General features: G+C 63.2%; 18 protein-coding genes. 13 read left to right on the top strand and 5 right to left on the bottom strand.

Translation table 11 applies throughout. The features are described 5' to 3' along the window. Positions 1–38: 38 nt before the first annotated feature. Together QZ266_RS01645 and trmB are read left to right on the top strand one after the other, a co-directional pair. The gene (locus QZ266_RS01645) at positions 39–458 is read left to right on the top strand and encodes a helix-turn-helix transcriptional regulator (protein ID WP_295691077.1); all 420 of its coding nucleotides are present in this window, start codon (positions 39–41) and stop codon (positions 456–458) included. A 55-nt stretch (positions 459–513) separates the two neighbouring features. Next, positions 514–1,200 (top strand): tRNA (guanosine(46)-N7)-methyltransferase TrmB, encoded by a 687-nt coding sequence (gene trmB, locus QZ266_RS01640; RefSeq protein WP_295691074.1) that lies wholly within the window; start codon positions 514–516, stop codon positions 1,198–1,200. Here the strand turns inward: trmB and QZ266_RS01635 are convergent, their stop codons facing one another. Continuing rightward, entirely contained in the window at positions 1,201–1,923 is a 723-nt protein-coding gene (locus QZ266_RS01635; RefSeq protein ID WP_295691071.1) for a hypothetical protein, read from the bottom strand. A gap of 206 nt (positions 1,924–2,129) precedes the next feature. Here QZ266_RS01635 and rimP point away from each other — a divergent pair, with 206 nt between their 5' ends. The 4 genes from rimP (at position 2,130) to infB (ending at position 7,755) form a co-directional block, all read left to right on the top strand. Then, a complete protein-coding gene (rimP, locus tag QZ266_RS01630; protein ID WP_295691069.1) occupies positions 2,130–2,666 on the top strand; it encodes a ribosome maturation factor RimP in 537 nt (178 codons plus the stop codon). A gap of 31 nt (positions 2,667–2,697) precedes the next feature. Further along, positions 2,698–4,416, top strand: a complete 1,719-nt coding sequence (gene nusA / locus QZ266_RS01625) for a transcription termination factor NusA (protein WP_295691066.1) — start codon at positions 2,698–2,700, stop codon at positions 4,414–4,416. Then, positions 4,394–5,017, top strand: a complete 624-nt coding sequence (locus QZ266_RS01620) for an RNA-binding protein (RefSeq protein WP_295691064.1) — start codon at positions 4,394–4,396, stop codon at positions 5,015–5,017. Before nusA ends, QZ266_RS01620 begins: the two co-directional genes overlap by 23 nt. 152 nt (positions 5,018–5,169) lie before the next feature. Next, positions 5,170–7,755 carry a translation initiation factor IF-2 gene (gene infB, locus QZ266_RS01615; RefSeq protein WP_295691063.1) on the top strand — a complete coding sequence of 862 codons (2,586 nt, stop codon included), beginning with the start codon at positions 5,170–5,172 and terminating at the stop codon, positions 7,753–7,755. Positions 7,756–7,841: 86 nt separating this feature from the next. Here infB and QZ266_RS01610 read toward each other — a convergent pair whose 3' ends face one another. Together QZ266_RS01610 and QZ266_RS01605 are read right to left on the bottom strand one after the other, a co-directional pair. Further along, positions 7,842–8,363, bottom strand: coding sequence for a nuclear transport factor 2 family protein (locus tag QZ266_RS01610; protein ID WP_295691060.1), 522 nt, complete (start codon positions 8,361–8,363; stop codon positions 7,842–7,844). A gap of 156 nt (positions 8,364–8,519) precedes the next feature. Beyond that, positions 8,520–9,005, bottom strand: a complete 486-nt coding sequence (locus QZ266_RS01605) for a nuclear transport factor 2 family protein (protein ID WP_295691059.1) — start codon at positions 9,003–9,005, stop codon at positions 8,520–8,522. A 217-nt stretch (positions 9,006–9,222) separates the two neighbouring features. Here QZ266_RS01605 and rbfA point away from each other — a divergent pair, with 217 nt between their 5' ends. After that, positions 9,223–9,648, top strand: coding sequence for a 30S ribosome-binding factor RbfA (gene rbfA, locus QZ266_RS01600; protein ID WP_295691058.1), 426 nt, complete (start codon positions 9,223–9,225; stop codon positions 9,646–9,648). Here rbfA and QZ266_RS01595 read toward each other — a convergent pair. Further along, positions 9,645–11,027: a serine hydrolase gene (locus QZ266_RS01595; protein ID WP_295691057.1), complete on the bottom strand. Its 1,383-nt coding sequence runs from the start codon at positions 11,025–11,027 to the stop codon at positions 9,645–9,647. The genes rbfA and QZ266_RS01595 overlap by 4 nt on opposite strands. Before the next feature lie 143 nt (positions 11,028–11,170). On the opposite strand from QZ266_RS01595, the gene truB reads away from it, so the two are divergent. The 4 genes from truB (at position 11,171) to QZ266_RS01575 (ending at position 15,203) form a co-directional block, all read left to right on the top strand. Beyond that, positions 11,171–12,127: a tRNA pseudouridine(55) synthase TruB gene (gene truB, locus QZ266_RS01590; RefSeq protein ID WP_367178195.1), complete on the top strand. Its 957-nt coding sequence runs from the start codon at positions 11,171–11,173 to the stop codon at positions 12,125–12,127. 39 nt (positions 12,128–12,166) lie between these two features. Next, entirely contained in the window at positions 12,167–12,436 is a 270-nt protein-coding gene (gene rpsO, locus QZ266_RS01585; protein WP_295691054.1) for a 30S ribosomal protein S15, read from the top strand. A 29-nt stretch (positions 12,437–12,465) separates the two neighbouring features. Beyond that, positions 12,466–14,595, top strand: coding sequence for a polyribonucleotide nucleotidyltransferase (pnp, locus tag QZ266_RS01580; protein WP_295691053.1), 2,130 nt, complete (start codon positions 12,466–12,468; stop codon positions 14,593–14,595). 125 nt (positions 14,596–14,720) lie between these two features. Next, positions 14,721–15,203: a hypothetical protein gene (locus QZ266_RS01575; RefSeq protein WP_295691051.1), complete on the top strand. Its 483-nt coding sequence runs from the start codon at positions 14,721–14,723 to the stop codon at positions 15,201–15,203. Here the strand turns inward: QZ266_RS01575 and QZ266_RS01570 are convergent. After that, positions 15,176–16,036: a LytTR family DNA-binding domain-containing protein gene (locus QZ266_RS01570; protein WP_295691048.1), complete on the bottom strand. Its 861-nt coding sequence runs from the start codon at positions 16,034–16,036 to the stop codon at positions 15,176–15,178. The genes QZ266_RS01575 and QZ266_RS01570 overlap by 28 nt on opposite strands. A gap of 179 nt (positions 16,037–16,215) precedes the next feature. On the opposite strand from QZ266_RS01570, the gene QZ266_RS01565 reads away from it, so the two are divergent. Both QZ266_RS01565 and QZ266_RS01560 read left to right on the top strand, forming a co-directional pair. Further along, positions 16,216–17,484 carry an acyltransferase gene (locus tag QZ266_RS01565; protein WP_295691045.1) on the top strand — a complete coding sequence of 423 codons (1,269 nt, stop codon included), beginning with the start codon at positions 16,216–16,218 and terminating at the stop codon, positions 17,482–17,484. Between the two features lie 57 nt (positions 17,485–17,541). Next, a partial coding sequence (locus QZ266_RS01560) for a TolB family protein (RefSeq protein ID WP_367178194.1) occupies positions 17,542–18,941 on the top strand: 1,400 nt, incomplete at its 3' end.

Raw genomic sequence — 18,941 nt, 5'->3', positions numbered from 1 at the left:
CGACCTTCACTGTGGTGCAACCTGAAAGAGGGATCCCGATGCCGAAGGTGACCCCGCGTGGTCCCAATCCGATCGATATTCATGTCGGATCTCGTGTCCGGCTGCGGCGACAATTGCTCAAGATGAGCCAGGAAAAGCTGGGAGACGAGCTCGGCGTGACCTTCCAGCAGATCCAGAAGTATGAGCGCGGCGCCAATCGGGTCGGCGCCAGCCGGCTATACCGTCTGTCACGTGCACTTGATGTGCCGGTCCAGTTCTTCTTCGAGGGCCTTGTCGGTGAGCCCTCGATCGCCGGCGTAGCCGAGGGCGATCAGACACCGATCGTCTACGACTTCATCCAGAGCATTGATGGTGTCACGCTGGCGGAATCCTTCTCGCGCATCAAGGACGGCAAGGTTCGGCGGCGTGTGCTGGAGCTGGTGCGAACGCTGGCCTCGGAAGACCCGGCCGACGCGTGATGGGCGCTGACTTTCCCGGTGCAAGAATAGCCGGAAAACGCTAAACCCGCGGCCCATGACGCAAGATACGCCAGAAAAACCCGCTTTCAGGCTGTTTGGACGCTCCCAGGGCAAGCCCCTGTCAGCGCGCCAGCAGGGCCTCGTTGATCATCTCTTGCCGCGCATCACCCTGCCGGAAGCGGGGATGATCGTGCCGAAGACGCTTTTGCCGGATTGTGCCGAGCAGGCGCTTGAAATCGGATTTGGAGCCGGAGAGCATCTGGTTGCCCAGGCCACGGCCCATCCGGAAATCGGCTTCATCGGGATCGAGCCCTTTCTCAATGGCGTCGCCAAGGCACTGACCGGCGTCGATGCCGCGGGTCTGACCAATGTCCGCCTCGCTCGCGAGGATGCCCGCGAAATCCTGCCGCGCTTCGAGACCGGCTGTTTCGATCGGATCTATCTGCTTTTCCCGGACCCTTGGCACAAGAAGCGTCACGCCAAGCGGCGCTTCGTCCAGCCCGAGACGCGCGACCAATTTGCACGCCTGCTGAAGCCCGGCGGACGCTTGCGCATTGCGACAGACGTCAAATCCTATGCCGACCACTGCATGTCCGAGTTGTCGGGCGACGGGCGTTTCGTGTGGCAGGCGGACACCGCGGAGGATTGGCGAACGCCGCCCGCCGATCACATCACAACGCGGTATGAAACCAAGAATCTCGGCGATTGCGCGCCGGTCTTCATGGATTTCCTGCGCGATTGATCAGTGGCGGCAGGCGCGGCCATAGGCGTCGGCGTAATTCCGGTCCCAGCAAGCGATGAAATCGTCAAGTATATTGAGGTTTGACGGTTCATCGACGAAGCCGTCGGGCATGCTTATCCGCGGATTGTCGTCGAGGAAGGCCTGACGTGCGGTGCGCTCCTCATCGCTGACAGGCATCGCTGCGAGCGTGTCCCGCGCCGACTGCAGGGCCGGCTGGTCGCGATCGATGAAAGCGAGGGTGCCATCGACATAGAGATTCCACTCGCTTGCCGATTGGTCAGCGGGGCGCTGATAGCTGCCGGCAAAGAAGGCCCGGGCTCGCGCATACTGACCGTCACTGGCGAGGGCCTGACCCGCATGCCAGCGCAAAAGGGTCAACGAGCCCGAGGGCGGGTAGGGCTCGGAATAGAGCAGGTAGGCCTCGATTACGGTGGCGGCAGCCGCGCCGCAGCCGTCCCGCGACTTCACGGCGCGCCATCCGCCCGAGAAGTCCTGGTCGAAGGCGGCCATGTCCAGCGCCAGAAGTGATGACAGGCCGGCGGCGTCGATATCGCAGGCCAGCAATTCTGCTTGTCGGGCCGGATCGAGCGCCGCAAAGGCCCCGTCGGGCTCTGCTGCGACCGGTGGTGGCGCCGGGGGTTCATCTGGCCCCCCGGTCACACGTCCGGCGACAAATCCCAGTCCCGCGCCCACGACGCAGCCAATGATTACCAGCCACCGCATTCCGGTTCTCCCACGATTTCCGAGGTCGGACTTTAGCTTAGGCGGGGTGGTCGTCGACCGGGGTGTTGCAGCCGAGCTGTTCTCTTGCCAATCGGCTCCATGGGGCGTATACAACGCGCATTACATGTTCGATTGTATCGGATGATACACTCGAGCGGTCGCCTTCGGCGGCCGCTCTTTTTGTTTCTGCAGACGGAATTCGTGCCTTGAAGACCAAGTCGCCACAGGATGATCGCATTCTCGCTCTCGCCGAGCCGGTCGCTGCCGAGCTCGGGCTGGAGGTGGTGCGGGTGCGGATCATGTCCGGCAAACGGCCCCGCTTGCAGATCATGGCCGATCGCGAAAATGGCACGGCTATCGAGGTCGAGGATTGTGCCCGCTTTTCGCGCGCGCTTTCCGACGTGTTCGAAGTCGAGGATCCGATCGCCGGCGAGTATGATCTGGAAGTCTCCTCGCCCGGTATTGATCGCCCGCTCACCACCCTGCCGCATTTCGCGCGCTGGGAAGGTAATGAGGCAAAGATCGAACTTGACCGCCTGGCCGAGGGTCGCAAGCGCTTCCGCGGCATCCTGGCCGGTGTGGAGGACGACACGGTCGGCCTCGACATGGAAGGCGAAGACGAAACGACGATGATCCCGTTTGACTGGATCCTTGAAGCCAAACTGGTTTTGACAGACGCCTTGATCGAGGCGGATTTGAAAGCGCGGAGCGCCAGCTCCGCGACGACTGAAGGAGACGAATAATGTCGCTTTTCAACGCAACGGGGATCACCCGATGAGCATTGGTGTCAGTGCAAACCGGCTGGAATTGCTGCAGATCGCGCGTGCGGTCGCGGCAGAAAAGTCCATCGATGAATCGATTGTGATCGAGGCCATCGAGGAAGCCATCCAGAAGGCTGCGCGCTCCCGCTATGGAGCCGAGAATGACATTCGCGCCAAGATCGACTCGAAGACGGGCGAACTGTCGCTGACCCGCAACATGACGGTTGTGGAAGAAGTCGAGAATGAGAGCCAGGAGCTCACCCTCGCCGACGCCAAGAAAATCGACAAGACGGCCGAAGTTGGCACGGTCTTCTCCGACGAGCTGCCACCGATCGAGTTTGGCCGTGTCGCATCGCAGACCGCCAAGCAGGTGATCACTCAGAAAGTGCGTGAAGCCGAGCGCCAGCGCCAGTTCGAAGAGTACAAGGACCGCGTCGGCGAGATCATTTCCGGCATCGTCAAGCGTGTCGAGTACGGCAATGTGATCATCGATCTCGGCCGTGCGGAAGGCATCATCCGTCGCGCCGATGGAATTCCGCGCGAAAACCTGCAGAACAATGAACGTGTTCGTGCCTACATCTATGATGTGCGCGAGGAAGTGCGCGGTCCGCAGATCTTCCTGTCACGTGCCCATCCGGACTTCATGGCTGCCCTGTTCGCGCAGGAAGTGCCGGAAGTCTACGAAGGTATCATCGAAATCCCGTCTGTCGCTCGCGATGCGGGTTCGCGCGCGAAAATCGCCGTGATCTCCAATGACGGATCCATCGACCCGGTCGGTGCCTGCGTCGGTATGCGCGGTTCGCGTGTCCAGGCTGTGGTCTCCGAGCTGGCCGGCGAGAAGATCGACATCATCCCCTGGTCTGACGACCCGGCGACCTTTATCGTCAATGCCCTGCAGCCGGCGGAAGTCGCCAAGGTCGTTCTCGACGAGGAAGACCAGCGCATCGAGGTCGTGGTGCCGGATGAGCAGCTTTCGCTTGCCATTGGCCGCCGCGGCCAGAATGTGCGTCTCGCCTCCCAGCTGACCGGCTGGTCGATCGACATCCTGACCGAGGAAGAAGAGTCCGAGCGCCGGCAGAAGGAATTCGCCGAGCGGACCCAGATCTTCATCGCTGCCCTTGATGTCGACGAAGTGATTGCCCAGCTTCTGGCCACGGAAGGGTTCACCGACGTTGAAGACCTCGCCTATGTCGATCTCGGCGAAATCGCTGCCATCGAAGGCTTTGACGAGGACACGGCGGAAGAAATCCAGGCCCGAGCCCGCGACTATCTTGACCGCCAGGCGGCCGAGCAGGATGCGAAGCGCAAGGAATTGGGCGTCGAGGATGCTGTTCTCGAGGTGCAGGGCGTGGAACTCGCCATGACCGTCAAGTTTGGTGAGAATGACGTCAAGACGGTCGAGGACCTCGCCGGTCTGGTCACTGATGACCTGCGCGGCTGGTTTGAAACCAAGAATGGCGAGCGCGTGCGCGAGCCGGGCATTCTGGAAGACTTCAATCTGTCGTCCGAAGATGCCGAGATGATGATCATGCGCGCCCGTGTGGATGCGGGCTGGATTTCGGAAGAAGACCTGCCGCAGCCGGAAGTCGTTGAGGAAGAGGTGGATGAAGCCGCCGGGGTCTTCGACGTCGAGAACATGGACCTGGCCGCACTGGAAGCCGAAGCCGAGGCGCTTGGCCTCGACCTCGACGCCGAGCTGCCGGAAGAGGGTGAGGAGGCGAAGGCTGACTAACCCTCGGGCCAGCCTGTCCCGGGAACGGCGCTGCGTGGCCAGCGGAGAGGTTCGCGACGAAGCGGAGCTTGTCCGGATGGCCCTTGGGCCGGGCCAACAGCTGGTTCCCGATCTCGCGGCGAAACTGCCGGGGCGTGGCGCCTGGGTGAGTGCGCAGCGTGAACTGATCGAGAAGGCGGTCAAGAAATCCGCCTTCAACCGGGCCTTCGGGTGTCCGGTGACTGTGCCGGAAGACCTGGCGGGCCTGATTGAGGGTCAGCTGGTCGAGCGCGCGCTGAGCCTTTTGGGGCTGGCGCGCCGTTCCGGAGACCTGGCCCTGGGCTATGACGCGGTGCGTCTGGCGCTCAAGGCCGGGAAGCCCGCCTGGCGCATCGAAGCGTCGGACGGGGCCGAGGATGGTCGGTCCAAGCTGGACCGACTGGCCTTTGCGGCCTGGGGCGATGTCCCGGTCGCTGGATGTTTCACGGCGGAAGCCATTGGGGTTGCGACAGGTCGCAGTCCCGTGGTTCACGCCAGCATGTCGAGGGGCTCGCAAGCGCGTGCTTTCACGACTGTTATGGGGAAGCTTTCGGGCTTCCGGCCGCTCGTCCCGCAAGGCTGACGTGCGGAGATTGCCGCGACAGCGGTTGATATCGGCCTTGAGCTGGCTAGTTTAGCGAGCCTTCAGGCCGGGCAGTGGTTTGAACAGTGCGGGTTTCCGGCATTCGGCTACCGGAAGGCCCCGCGGAACGAAAGCCGATTTGGAAGGCTCGCATGAGCGACGCAGACGACAACAACTCCTCCGGCCGCCGGCCGCTCTCTCTGAAACGCTCCGGCGGTGGCACCGTGCAGCAAAGCTTTGCGCGGGGTCGCTCCAAGGCGGTCGTTGTAGAGAAGAAGCGCAAGCGCGTGGCAACGCCTGCCAAGGATGGCGGCGCGGGTGGCAAGCAGTCTGGCAATGCCAAGGGTGGTGAATCCGCCCTGGCCGCCAAGGCGCGCCAGCTCGGCCTGTCCGAAGAGGAACTCGTTGCGCGCCAGCGGGCCATCGCCCGGGCTCGTGCCGAGGCTGCCGATCGGGAAGCCCAGAAGAAGCAGGCAGACGCCGCGATGCAGCAGCGCGCTGCCGACGAACGTCGCCAGCTCGAAGAGAAGCGCGAACGTGCGGCGCGCGAAGTCGAGGAAGCCGAAGAGGCTGCCCGACGCGCCGTCGAGGAAGAGGCGCGCCTGAAAGCCGAGGCCGAAGAAGCCAAGGCCGCCAAGGATAGCGGTCGCAAGCGCGATGACGATTCGTCGCGCCGCCGCCCGCCGGCCAAGGACGAGAAGCGGACGCCGGAAGTTGTCCCGATGGACGAGGCCAGCGCGCTCGAAGCGCTCGGTGGTCGTGTGAAGCGCAAGGGCGGCGGAGCAGGCCCCGGCCCGGCGACAAAGCAACAACCGGCGCGCGCCAAGACCGACAATCGCCGCCGCGGCAAGCTCACCATCCAGAACATTCTGGAAGGTGATGAGGAGCGTCAGCGTTCGCTCGCCTCGGTTCGCCGTGCGCGTGAGCGCGAGAAGCAGCGCCGCCAGGACACGTCCGGCGGTCGCGACAAGATCGAACGCGAAGTCATCGTGCCGGAAGCCATTACCGTGGCCGATCTGGCCAACCGGATGGCGGAACGGGCTGTCGACGTCATCAAGTATCTCATGAAGCAGGGCCAGATGGTCCGCGTGAATGATGTGCTGGATGCCGATACCGCGGAACTGGTGGTCGAGGATTTCGGCCATATCGTGAAGCGCGTGTCGGAAGCTGACGTCGAAGAAGGCTTCATCGCCGATGATGATGCTGATGAAGCGAAGGCGCCGCGCGCCCCGGTCATCGCCGTCATGGGTCATGTCGACCACGGCAAGACGTCTCTGCTCGACGCGTTGCGCTCGACCGATACCGCATCGGGCGAAGCCGGCGGCATCACGCAGCATATCGGTGCCTACCAGGTACAGCTCAAGGGCGGCGAGAAGATCACCTTCCTCGACACGCCGGGCCACGCCGCTTTCTCGGCCATGCGTTCGCGCGGGGCCATGGCGACCGATATCGTGATCCTCGTCGTGGCAGCCGATGACTCGGTCAAGCCGCAGACCATCGAGGCGATCAATCACGCCAAGGCGGCAGGCACGCCGATCATCGTGGCGGTCAACAAGTGCGACAAGCATGAAGCCAATCCGCAAAAAGTCCTGACCGATCTCCTGCAACACGAAATCGTCGTCGAGGCGATGTCGGGTGAAGTGCAGTCGGTCAATGTCTCTGCCAAGACGGGCGACGGGCTGGACGAGCTGACCGAGGCCATCAACCTGCAGGCCGAATTGCTCGACCTGAAGGCCAATGCGGAGCGCAGTGCCGAAGGCATCGTGATCGAAAGCCAGGTCGACAAGGGCCGTGGCCCGGTCGCGACCCTTCTGGTTCGTCGTGGCACGCTCAAGCGCGGTGACATCCTCGTCGCCGGCGCTCAGTGGGGCCGTGTGCGCGCGCTCGTCAATGAGCGCGGCCAACAGCTCGATGAAGCCGGGCCTTCGGTACCGGTCGAGATTCTGGGTCTCGCCGGTGCGCCGGATCCCGGTGAGGTCTTCGCTGTTCTCGACAGCGAGTCCCGCGCTCGCGAGATCGCTGACTACCGCCAACGCAAGGAGCGTGAAGCCTCCGGTGCGACCTCGTCTGCCGGCGCCTCGCTGGAACAGATGATGGCGCGTCTGAAGCAGGATGCGACCCAGGAAATGCCGCTGCTGATCAAGGCAGACGTGCAGGGATCGGCCGAAGCCATCAAGCAGTCGCTCGAAAGCATCGGCAATGACGAAGTCCGGGCCCGCGTGGTCCATGCGGCTCCGGGCGGTGTCAATGAAAGCGATGTTCTGCTCGCCAAATCGTCCGGCGCACCGGTCTTCGCCTTCAATGTCCGCGCCAACAAGCAGGCACGCGCATTGGCCGAACGCGAACATGTCGAGATCCGCTATTATTCGGTGATCTATGATGTGATCGACGATGTTCGGAACACGATGGAAGGCATGCTGGCGCCGGAGAAGCGCGAGAACTTCATCGGTTACGCCGAGATCCTGGAAGTCTTCAACATCACCAAGACCGGCAAGGTTGCGGGTTGCCGGGTGACCGAAGGCACCGTCAAGCGGGGCTGTGGCGTCCGTCTTCTGCGCGACGACACAGTGCTGCACGAAGGCAAGCTCAAGACGCTCAAGCGCTTCAAGGATGAAGTGCCTGAGGTCAAGTCGGGCACCGAGTGCGGCATGGCGTTCGAGCGTTATGAAGACTTGCAGAAGGGCGACCAGATCGAGTGCTTCGAGGTCATCGAAGTCGCGCGCAAGCTGGAAGCCTGATCCGCCGGATCAGTCTGAAACAAGAAAGGGCGGCCCGGTCGGGCCGCCCTTTTTCGTGCGCGCATGCGGGAGGGCATGTGCCGCAATCAGTGACCGGGCTCGGCCGCGATCATCCCTTGTTCGGGCGTGGCGTAATTCGCGAAGTCATCATGGCGAACCACCATCCCGTCCCGTACGGTCACGACGCTGACCTGGTCGGAACGCCACCGGAAATTCTGCCCCTCGGTCTGGGTCGGGTAGAGGGCGTTGACATGCCCGATGAAGATCACGCGACTGTTTGACGTGTAGACCTGGTCCCACTCGAAACCGAGCTCGATCGGGTCGTAGGTCTCAACGAACTCCCGCAGCAATCCCATCATTGCATCGCGGCCTGCGCTGGTCAGTCCGTCAAACCCATGCTCCTCCGTCTCGGCCGTTGGGTCGCGGAAAGCGACATCATCGGCCAGCATGGCTTCCATCGCGTCGAGCTCAAGGTTGGAATAATGCGCCATATAAGTGCGGGCGATTTCTTCAGCGGCGAGATTGGCCTCGCCCTGGGCGAGGGCCGTCGGAGCCAGCATCAGGGCAGCGGTGCAGGCTAGTCCTGCGAGTACAGATTTCATCGTCATCAGGCTTGGGCTCCAAAAAAAGCGGACGGTATCAGGCCGGTGGCCCGGGGATTTTGGCTCGGGCAGTACATCCCCGAGCCACCGGCCCGGTCCGGGCAGGGGGCACACACCCTGCTCGGACCATCTCAAGGGGCAGACAGACCGCCCCGTAACGGATCAGTGAGGTGCGGGAATACGGCTGGCGCCGTTGAAGTCGGTATAGTCACGATGCTCGGCGACATGGCCGTCCGCGACTGTGATGATGGTGGTTATCGGGTAGCGGAAGGCCTGCGCCCCCTCGCCTTCACCATAGATCACGTCGATATGGCCATTGAAGATGACGCGCCCCGACGATTCATAGCTTCGCTCGATCGTGTAACGGCCATGGTTGATGCCCCAGGCGCCGACACCGGATGTGATGGCGTCCGGGCCCTGCCACTCGATCCGGTTGGTGATCGCCGCGATATCGAATGAGGTCGGATCCACGAAGACCGTGTCTTCGGTCATCAGCGCGGTCATCCCTTCGAAGTCCTGGTTCGAATAGGCTTCGAGCCAGGCCTCGGCGATGGCTCGAGGTGTCTCGGCATGATGATCGGCCGATGCGGCCGCCAGGCCGGTCAGACAGCCGGCTATGGCCAGCGAGAGGGTGGTCAGTCGATACATGGTCTCTGTGTGTCCTGGAATTGTCCTTGGCCGCTCCTGCCGGCGGCGTGTCGGGCCGAATAGCGCTGCCAGAGCTGTCCCGGTAAAGGGGGGCGGGCGGCGAAAGTGATGAGCCCGGGAGGTCGAGGGACGAATGCCCCCTTTCGGGCAGGTCTTGCATCACCCGGCCAAGGGGCGTACACCCGCGCGCCTCGCTTCCGCCGGGATGGAGATCCGCATGGCCCGCCGCAAGACCCAGACGCCGAAAGCCCCGAGCCAGCGCCAATTGCGCGCCGGTGAACTCGTTCGTCATGCCCTTGTCGGTATTCTGACACGTGAGGAGTTGCGTGACCCGGACCTGGAAGGTCAGCTGATCTCGGTGACAGAGGTTCGCCCCAGCCCGGACCTGCGGACTGCCAAGGTCTATGTGGCCCCGCTCGGTCGCGGTGACTCGGCAAAGCTCGCCGCAGGCCTCAACCGCTGTGCCGGTTTCTTGCGCGGACGTCTCGGTCGCGAGATCGAGATGAAGTTCACGCCGGAACTGCACTTCCATCCGGACAATTCCTTCGACACGGCCAGTCATGTCGATGATCTGCTCAACCGGCCTCAGGTCCGGCGCGACCTGGATGCGGACGAGGATCAGCCCGGCAACACCGAAGACTAGTTCTCGGTCGTCTCGGTTGCGGCTGGCGGCAAGGGCGGCAAGTCGGTGCGTTCGAGGCGGTAGGCACGCCCGTCTCCGGTGAGCCCTGCCTGGTTCGCCGTGATCGCGGCCACGCGCCCGGCTGCATCGCGCTCCAATGTCATATCGGTATTGAATAGCCGCCAGTTGAAGGTGTCGATCCCGGTTGGCGTGAGGTAGAAACGCCAGTCACGTTCCGTCAGAACCAGGTCCAGCCCGCCCTCGGTCTGCCTGAGCGCTACCGGGCCGAACGGGCTTCCTGAATAGGTGCCGACGGCTTCCAGATGGCCAGAGGTCAGACGATCGGTGGCGGGGCGGCTGGCGGCGGGCGCGACGGGCAGTCCCAGTGCAAGCGCGTGCAGGACGTCCCGGATTTCCCAATTGGGATAGGATTCAAGACTGGTTCCATAGGCGATGGTGATGTCGCGTCCGGGCAGAACAGAGATGCCGGCGCTGTATCCGGGAACCGACCCCTGAATGGTATAGATGGTTTCGCCGTTCAATTGCTCAACGCTCCAGGAGCCGGTCATCCGGCCATCGGGCTCGAACAGGTCGATGCGGCGGCTCGCGACCGCATCCGCCAATCGCAACAAGTCCTCCACCGGAGCCACCAGGCCGGAAGCCCCGAGGGCAGGCGTGTTGGCCATGGGCGCGCGCAGGTCGAGCGGCAACGGTCCCGCGCTATAACCCGTCGGCACACCGGCGAGGGTGGACCCGTCCTGGCGCACGATCCGGCTTCTCTGAAGGTCCAGCGGGATCAGGAATTCAGTCGTCAGCAAGGTCTCGAAGCGGGCATTGACGGCGCGCTCGATGATCACGGCAAGCAGGCCATAACCCACATTGGAGTAGGCATAGGCATGCGGCCCCGCACCGGGAGCGGGCTGATCGGCCAGCCAGGCCACAAGCGTATCGCTGGTGCTGTCGGCAAGGGCACCCGGCGGCACGTCCCGAGGCAAACCGGCCGTGTGGCCGAGAATGTCGCCGATCCGGACCCTGTCATAGCCGGCAAGTTCCGGGACAAAGCGCGAAACGGCTGTGTCGGGCGCGAGGCGGTCCTCATCGATCAGCTGATGCGCCATTGCTGCTGTCAGGCTTTTGGTAATCGAGCCGGTGGGAAAGCGGGCGTCTGCCCTCATCGGCTCGCCGGTGACCCAGTCGGCATAGCCAAAGGTCAGGGCTGCGGGAAGATTGTCACCCTGGCGGATCATGATAACGCCCGAAAAGTCGCGTGTTTCCACCAGCGGTTCGAACCAGTCGCGCACGCGGTCCTCCAGCGGGCGAGCGTCAGCGACAGGCTGGGCCAAGCTTCCGGTCGTCAGGCCGATTGTCAGGACCAGCACGGCAAGCGCGGTTCGGAACATGCAAAACTCCTCGTGCAGGCTTTCACAACTAGGTGCTTCGCTCCTGCCCAGCAAGCCCGCGACCCTTGCTTCAGCCGCCTCAATCCTCTAGGTCCGCCCCTCCCGCGTTCGGGTCCGATCCCCGGCGCCAGATGGAGACTGACATGGGAAGACGTCGCAAGGGCGAGGATATTCACGGCTGGGTGATCCTCGACAAGCCGCTCGACATCACATCAACCCAGGCTGTTTCGGCGGTCCGGCGAATTTTCAACGCGCGGAAGGCGGGGCATGCGGGAACGCTTGATCCGCTGGCCTCCGGCATTCTGCCGATCGCGCTGGGCGAGGCGACCAAAACGGTGCCTTTCGCTGTGGAAGGGTCGAAAATCTACCGCTTCACTGTGCGCTGGGGAGAGCGGACGACGACGCTTGATCGCGAAGGCGAGATCATCGCGACGAGCGAGGTCCGCCCGAGCCGCGACCGGATCGAGGCGGTATTGCCGGATTTCATCGGCAATATCCAGCAGGTTCCGCCCGCATTCTCCGCGATCAAGGTCGACGGCGAACGGGCCTATGACCTGGCTCGCAGCGGCGCGGATGTGCAGCTCGAAGCGCGCGAGGTTCACATCGAGGATCTGCGCCTTCTCGACTGTCCGTCAGAGGATATGGCGGTTCTGGAAATGCGTTGTGGCAAGGGCGCTTACGTCCGATCTCTGGCGCGAGACATCGCCCATGCACTGGGGACGGAAGGTCATGTTGCCGCGCTGCGCCGGATTCGCGTTGCTGGATTTACGGAAGCAGAATCCACAAGGCTGGACGAACTGGAAGAAATGGCTCATAAGGGCGCCGCTTCGGAAGCTCTGCTCCCGGTTCAGACCGCGCTGGACGACATCCCGGCGCTGGCCATAACCGAAGAGGAATCCTTCCAGTTGAAGCTAGGACGTCCGATCGTCCTGCTCCCGCGTCAAGCGCAAGAGCTCAAGGCGCAGCGCCGACCTCGCGAAATTGCGGGCAAGGACTGCACCTTTACCGCTTTGGCACTTTGCGACGGCGTGGCAGTGGCGCTCGGCGACGCAAGGGCGGGAAAGTTCCAGCCCTCGCGTGTTTTCAACCTCACTCCCTGACATTTCAGGGAGTCGACATAACGAGTTTAGGAGAACCCGATGTCGATTACGCAAGAGCGCAAATCCGCGCTGATCGCTGAACATGCCCGTGGCAAAACCGACACGGGATCGCCGGAAGTGCAAGTGGCCATCCTGACCACCCGGATTGCCAACCTTACCGAGCACTTCAAGACCCACAAGAAGGACAACCACTCGCGTCGCGGCCTTCTTAAGATGGTCTCCCAGCGCCGCCGGCTTCTCGACTACGTCAAGAACAAGGACGTGGCCCGTTATCAGGCTCTGATCGAGAAACTGGGTCTGCGCCGCTGATCCGCGACGCCATCCGTACGAAAGACGATATGTTCGATATCCAGAAAGAAACGATTGAGTGGGCAGGTCGCCCACTTACCATCGAAACCGGGCGGGTCGCCCGCCAGGCTGACGGCGCCGTTATGGTGTCCTATGGCGAGACCACAGTTCTCGCCACCGCCGTCGGCGTCAAACAGGCCAAGCCGGGAGTCGATTTCTTCCCGCTGACGGTCAATTACCAGGAAAAATACTTCGCAGCCGGCAAGATCCCCGGCGGCTTCTTCAAGCGTGAAGGCCGTCCGACGGACAAGGAGACGCTCACCTCGCGTCTCATCGACCGTCCGATCCGTCCGCTGTTCGTCAAGGGCTTCAAGAATGAAGTCCAGGTGATGCTCACCGTCCTGTCGCACGACCTTGAAAACGATCCCGACATTGTCGGCATGATCGGTGCTTCTGCGGCGCTCGTCCTGTCCGGTCTGCCCTTCATGGGTCCGATCGGCGCGGCTCGCGTCGGCTACAAGGACGGCGAATACATCATCAACCCGCCTTGCGACGAGATGGAAGACAGCGAGCTCGACCTCGTTGTTGCCGGTACGCAGGACGCGGTCATGATGGTGGAATCGGAAGCCAAGGAGCTTTCCGAGGACGTCATGCTTGGCGCTGTCATGGCCGGTCACAAGGCCTTCCAGCCGGTGATCGACATGATCATCAAGCTGGCCGAACGCGCTGCCAAGGAACCTTGGGATTACGCTCCGGCTGATCACTCGGCCGAGGAAGCCAAGGTTCGTGACCTGATCGGTGACGATCTGGCCGCTGCCTACACGATCGTCGACAAGACCGAGCGCTACAAGGCGGTCGGTGCGGCGAAAGACAAGGCTGTCGAAGCCCTGCTCCAGACGGAAGATCGTCCGGACGGCATCGACATGACGACCCTCAAGGACGTCATGAAAGCGGTCGAGAGCTCCATCGTTCGCGGTGGCATCATCAAGACCGGCAAGCGCATCGATGGTCGTTCCCTCGATCAGGTGCGCTCGATCGTGTCCGAAGCCGGCATCCTGCCGCGGACGCACGGTTCTGCCCTGTTCACGCGTGGGGAAACCCAGGCCCTGGTCGTCGCGACCCTGGGCACAGGCGAAGATGAGCAATTCATCGACGCCCTGACGGGAACCTACAAAGAACGCTTCATGCTGCACTATAACTTCCCGCCCTATTCGGTCGGTGAGACGTCATTCCGTCTCGCTCCGGGTCGTCGGGAAATCGGCCACGGCAAACTTGCCTGGCGTGCGGTGAAGGCGGTCCTTCCGACCAAGGAAGACTTCCCTTACACGATCCGCCTGGTCTCCGAGATCACCGAGTCGAACGGCTCGTCCTCGATGGCCACGGTCTGCGGCGCTTCGCTGTCCATGATGGATGCCGGCGTGCCGATCACCCGTCCGGTCTCTGGCATCGCCATGGGCCTGATCAAGGATCCGGAGGGCATTGCTGTTCTCTCCGACATCCTGGGTGATGAGGATCATCTCGGCGACATGGACTTCAAGGTGGCTGGTACCACCGAGGGTGTCACCTCGCTGCAGATGGACATCAAGATCGCCGGTATCGACGAGGAGATCATGAAGACAGCCCTGGCCCAGGCCAGCGGTGGTCGTCTGCACATCCTCGAAGAGATGGGCAAGGCTCTGGGCGAAGCCCGGACCGAGCTGGGTGAATTCGCGCCTCGCATCGAAACCATCACCATTCCGACCGACAAGATCCGCGACGTGATCGGTTCGGGCGGCAAGGTGATCCGCGAGATCGTCGAAACCACGGGTGCCAAGGTCGACGTCAATGACGACGGCGTGATCAAGGTCTCGTCCTCGGACGGCGCTTCGATCAAGGCAGCCCTCGACTGGATCCACGGCCTCACGGCTGAGCCGGAAGAAGGCAAGGTCTACAAGGGCAAGGTCGTCAAGGTCATGGACTTCGGCGCCTTCGTGAACTTCTTCGGTCCCAAGGACGGTCTCGTCCACGTGTCGCAGCTCAAGGCTGAACGCGTGAACCATCCGTCTGACGTGGTGTCTGAAGGTCAGGAAGTTTATGTGAAACTTCTCGGCTTTGACGATCGCGGCAAGGTTCGCCTGTCGATGAAAGTCGTCGACCAGGAAACCGGTGAAGAGGTCAAGAAAGAAGACGGCGCTGAATAAGCTGCCGGCTTCGATCGATTGATCAAGAAGACCCCGCCGGAGCAATCCGGCGGGGTTTTTCGTGCCCGCGTCGCAAAGCCTGGAACGCAGACCATAATCGGCGCCGGGCAAGACGGAGAGCGGACATGAACTGGACCTTGCTTGACTATGTGGTCGCCGGTGCCCTTCTGCTGGTTCTTGGGTCGGGTCTGTGGTGGCTTTTGCGACCGGGTCGGCACTGGGCTCGGCGACTGGCTGATTTCGGGATGATCGGTGGCAATGTCCTGTTGTTCTGGGTCAATGGTGCCGTCGGTGTCATCGGTGCGGCGGAGCAGGACGCCAATCTTCTCTATCTCGCCTTGCCTGCCATGGCCCTGATCGGCGTGGCGGCGTCACGCTGGCGGCGGCGGGCCATGTGCCTGGCCAGTCTGGCCTCGGCGGGATTCATGGGTCTGACGGCAGGATTGGCGATCGGGCTTGGCTGGGGAGAGGACGGACCCGTTTGGCCGGCTGATGTCCTGGTCATCACCGCCGTCTTCGGCTCCGGATTCCTGTTCGCGGCCTGGCTCTATCGCCGCGCCGACCGGGCCGACGCCGCGATTCAGGCGGCGTCCAGCCGGGCGCGATAGCGCCGACTGCCCGGGATTTGCGACCCCGTATCCAGGGTAATGGCGACATCACCCTCGCCGGTTGGCGCGATCTCGGTGATCGAGTCGCGATTGACCAGCCACGACCGGTGGACCCGGACGACATCAATACCGGCATCGGTCAGTTGCCGTTCCAGCTCGGTCAGGGTCGAGCGGGCGAGATGCTCGCCCCCTGCGAGACGTATCTCGACGTAATTCCCGGCCGCCTGCGCGGCGCGAAATTCCCGGGCAGCAATGCGCAGGGTCCGGCCACCGCATTTCAGGGTCACGCGATGGGAGTTGCGGGCCTCGGCCCGCGCGGCCTCGACTTCCAGTCGCCGCATCTGGAGGGCCAGCGCGACCGCCATGATGATCTGGTAACCGGCATAGGTCCCCAGATCCTTGCGCGCTTCATAGATGATCTCGCGCCACGGGGCATCGCCCAGGAACTCGTATTGGCTGCCATAGCCGAAGGTCCAGACACCCTCGCGGATCAACACCATACCCAATACATGCAGGCTGGTATAAGCGAGGAAGCCGAGCAGATGCCAAGGCAGGGATGATAGCCACCGACCGGGCTCCAGCGGCGCCCGCAGGCCCAGCCACATCATGCCGGGGACCATCAGGGCTGTCATGAGGACGCTTGACCCCTCGGTGACCCAGGCGAAGAAAGGCGGGCTGTCCCGGCCGGCCCGAGCGAACTCGGTGTCGATCGACAGCGAGGCGATGATCCAGAAGGTCAGAAGCGTCAGCCAGGCAAACTGGCAGGCAAGCCACAGGGCCCGGCGCTCGGCGGCGCGGGCACGGTCTCGGTCAAAGGGCAGTGTGTCGTTCATCGCAGGATGCTCGCTCACGGTGTGAAAAACGGCAAGCGGGACGTCAGCCGCTCATCCCGGCTTGCCGCCGCTTGTCACAGACTGGCAGCCGCTGGCCCCGCCGGACTGCCGGTAATCACCCGGCGCTGGCGGCGAGACCCGGGCTGCGCGAAAGGTGTTGGCACTTGAGGAGTGTTGCCATGACCCACGAAACCGCCCGCCAATCCAGCCCCCCATCCGGCGCCCAATCCGCCTCGATCCGGCATTACGGTATCGACTGGCTGCGTATCGGGGTCTTTCTCCTGTTGATCCTCTATCACACGGGGATGTTCTTCAACACGGAGGGCTGGCACGCCAAGAGTCTCCACGCGAATGACGCGATGGAGCCCTTCATGTGGCTCTCCAGTCCCTGGCGCCTGCCGCTGCTCTTTCTGATCTCGGGCGTCGCCATCCGCTTTCTCTCGGACAAGCTGGGCAGTGGTCGGTTCGCGGCCGACAGGGCCTGGCGGCTTTTCCCGGTCATCCTGTTCGGCATGTATGTGATCGTCCCCCCGCAATCCTATTCCGAGCTGCGCATCGCCGGACTGATCGATCCGGGCTGGTGGGCGTTCTATCGCCAGTATGCGGGTGAATGGGCGGGGCCATGGGAGCTGCACACGCCGACCTGGAACCATCTCTGGTACGTCGTCTATCTCTTCGTTTACTGCCTGGTCCTGGCTCCGGTCCTGCCCTTCTTGCGCCGGCTGGCGGACAGCAAGGTCTTGCGGGGGCTTGGACGCGGCGCGGCAGGCAGCGGACTCGGCTTGGCAGGGTTTATCATTCTGCCACTCCTGCCCTTCCTCGTGATCCGGTTCACGCTCGCCGACCAATTCCCGACCACGCACGCCCTGTTCGACGATTGGGCCAATCACGCGCACTCGCTCACAATGGTGTTGTTCGGCTATGTTCTCGCCAAGAATGACGGCTTCTGGACCGCGGTGGACCGTGCATTGCCGGTCGCCGCGGGTGTGACTGTCAGCTTGGTCGCCTACCTCTTCTGGGCCTACACCAATATCGAGTTCGCAGCGTCCGAGCCCGTTCTTCTCTGGATCGCCCGGATCGGCCGGATCGTGTTCATGTGGACGATCATCCTGACGCTGCTGGGCGCGGCACGGCGCTGGCTGGACCATGACGGTCCGGTTCGTCGCTATCTCACCGCGGCGGTCTTCCCCTGGTACATCCTGCATCAGACCCTGATCGTGTCGGTCGGCTTTGCGATCCGGGATGCGGGCTTTGGTGTCTGGACGGAATTCGTGATCATCGAGGCGACCACCATTGCCGGCTGCGCGATCGGATTTGAAGTCCTGCGCCGGATCCCGGTCCTGCGCCTGGTCATGGGCATGAAGGCATTGGCCCCGGCTGTAACGACCGAAGCGGCACCCCGTTCGTCCAGGGCGCCGGAGCTCGGTGACACATTACAAAAACTTTAGACGAAACCGGGCCGCGTCCGCCTATCTTCCCCGGGACACATATTCGGGGAGTTCGTGATGCTGAAATCGATGATGAAAACCGGCCTCAGGGCCGGGCTGGGACTGGTGGCGGCGTCTGCCTTCTGGGTCGCACCGGTCGCCGCGCAGGATCCTTATCGCCTGCCACCCCAGGACATTATCGACATCGTGGACGCGGCGCCCTCGCCCTGGACCTCGCTCTCGCCGGCGCGCGACACGCTGCTTCTCATGCATCGCGAGGCCCTGCCGCCGGTCGCCGAGCTCGCCCGTCCGATGGAACGCCTTGCCGGCCTGCGGCTGGATGCGACGCTGAATGGTCGCCATGGCCCTCGCTCGGTGGTGGGTCTCTCGCTGATGGATCTGGAGAGCGGTGAGGAACGCCGGATTTCTCTGCCAAGCGATGCCGGTATTTCCTATACGAGCTGGTCTCCGGACGGGTCGCAGATCGCCTTTGTCATGACCCGCAATGACGAGCTCAGCCTGTGGGTCGTTGATGTCGAGCGCGCCCGAGCCCGCGAGCTGGTCGACGCTGGTATCAATGCCGTCTTCTCGCCGATTGACTGGATGCCTGATGGCGAGCGCCTGCTTGTTCACCTGGTGGACCCGGATCGGGGTGCCATGCCGGAGCGCCCGCGCGTGCCTTCCGGCCCGGTGACGCAGGAAGCCAGCGGCTATGAAGCGCCGGTGCGGACCTATCAGGACCTGCTGGCTGATGACCATGATGCCGCCCTCTTTGCCTGGCTCGCCACGAGCCAGCTCGCGGTCGTCAATACCAGCGGCCGGACGCGGGTCCGGGAGCTCGGTGAGCCGGGTCTTTATTATTCGGCGTCTCCGGCGCCGGGCGGGGACTACATTCTCGTCGGTGAGATGGAAGAACCCTTTTCTTACCAGGTGCCCTGGTCGCGCTTCCCGGACCGGGTCTTTGTCATCGACACGGATGGCGATGAAGTCGCAACGATCGCCCGTCAGCCCCTGGGCGATAATGTGCCGATCGGCGGCGTGGTCACCGGTCGCCGTTCGGTCAGCTGGCAGGCCAGTCATGCGGCCCGTCTGACCTGGGCGGAGGCGCTGGACAATGGTGATCCGCGTGTTGAAACCGATCAGCGCGACAGTGTCTGGGCGCTCGAAGCGCCCTTCAGTGGCGACCCGACCGAGATCCTGCGAACCGAGGACCGTTATTACGGCACCCAGTTCACCACCGAAGGCCAGCTCGGCTTCTCCATGGAATATGATCGCGATACCCGCGTCATCCGTCGCTGGCTGGTCGATTTCGCCGACCCGTCGGTCGAGCCGCGCCTTGCCGAGGAGCGCAACTACCAGGACGCCTATGCCAATCCGGGCAGCGCCCTGAGCGTGCGCAATGAATTCGGCCGGAGCGTGGTCGGCGTCCATGATGGCTATATGTACATGGCCGGAGATGGCGCCACGCCAGAGGGCGA

This window comes from uncultured Maricaulis sp. (assembly GCF_905480005.1).
Classification (GTDB): Bacteria; Pseudomonadota; Alphaproteobacteria; order Caulobacterales; family Maricaulaceae; genus Maricaulis.
Note: the sequence above shows the minus strand (reverse complement) of the source record. Positions and strands in the feature narration are given on the sequence as shown.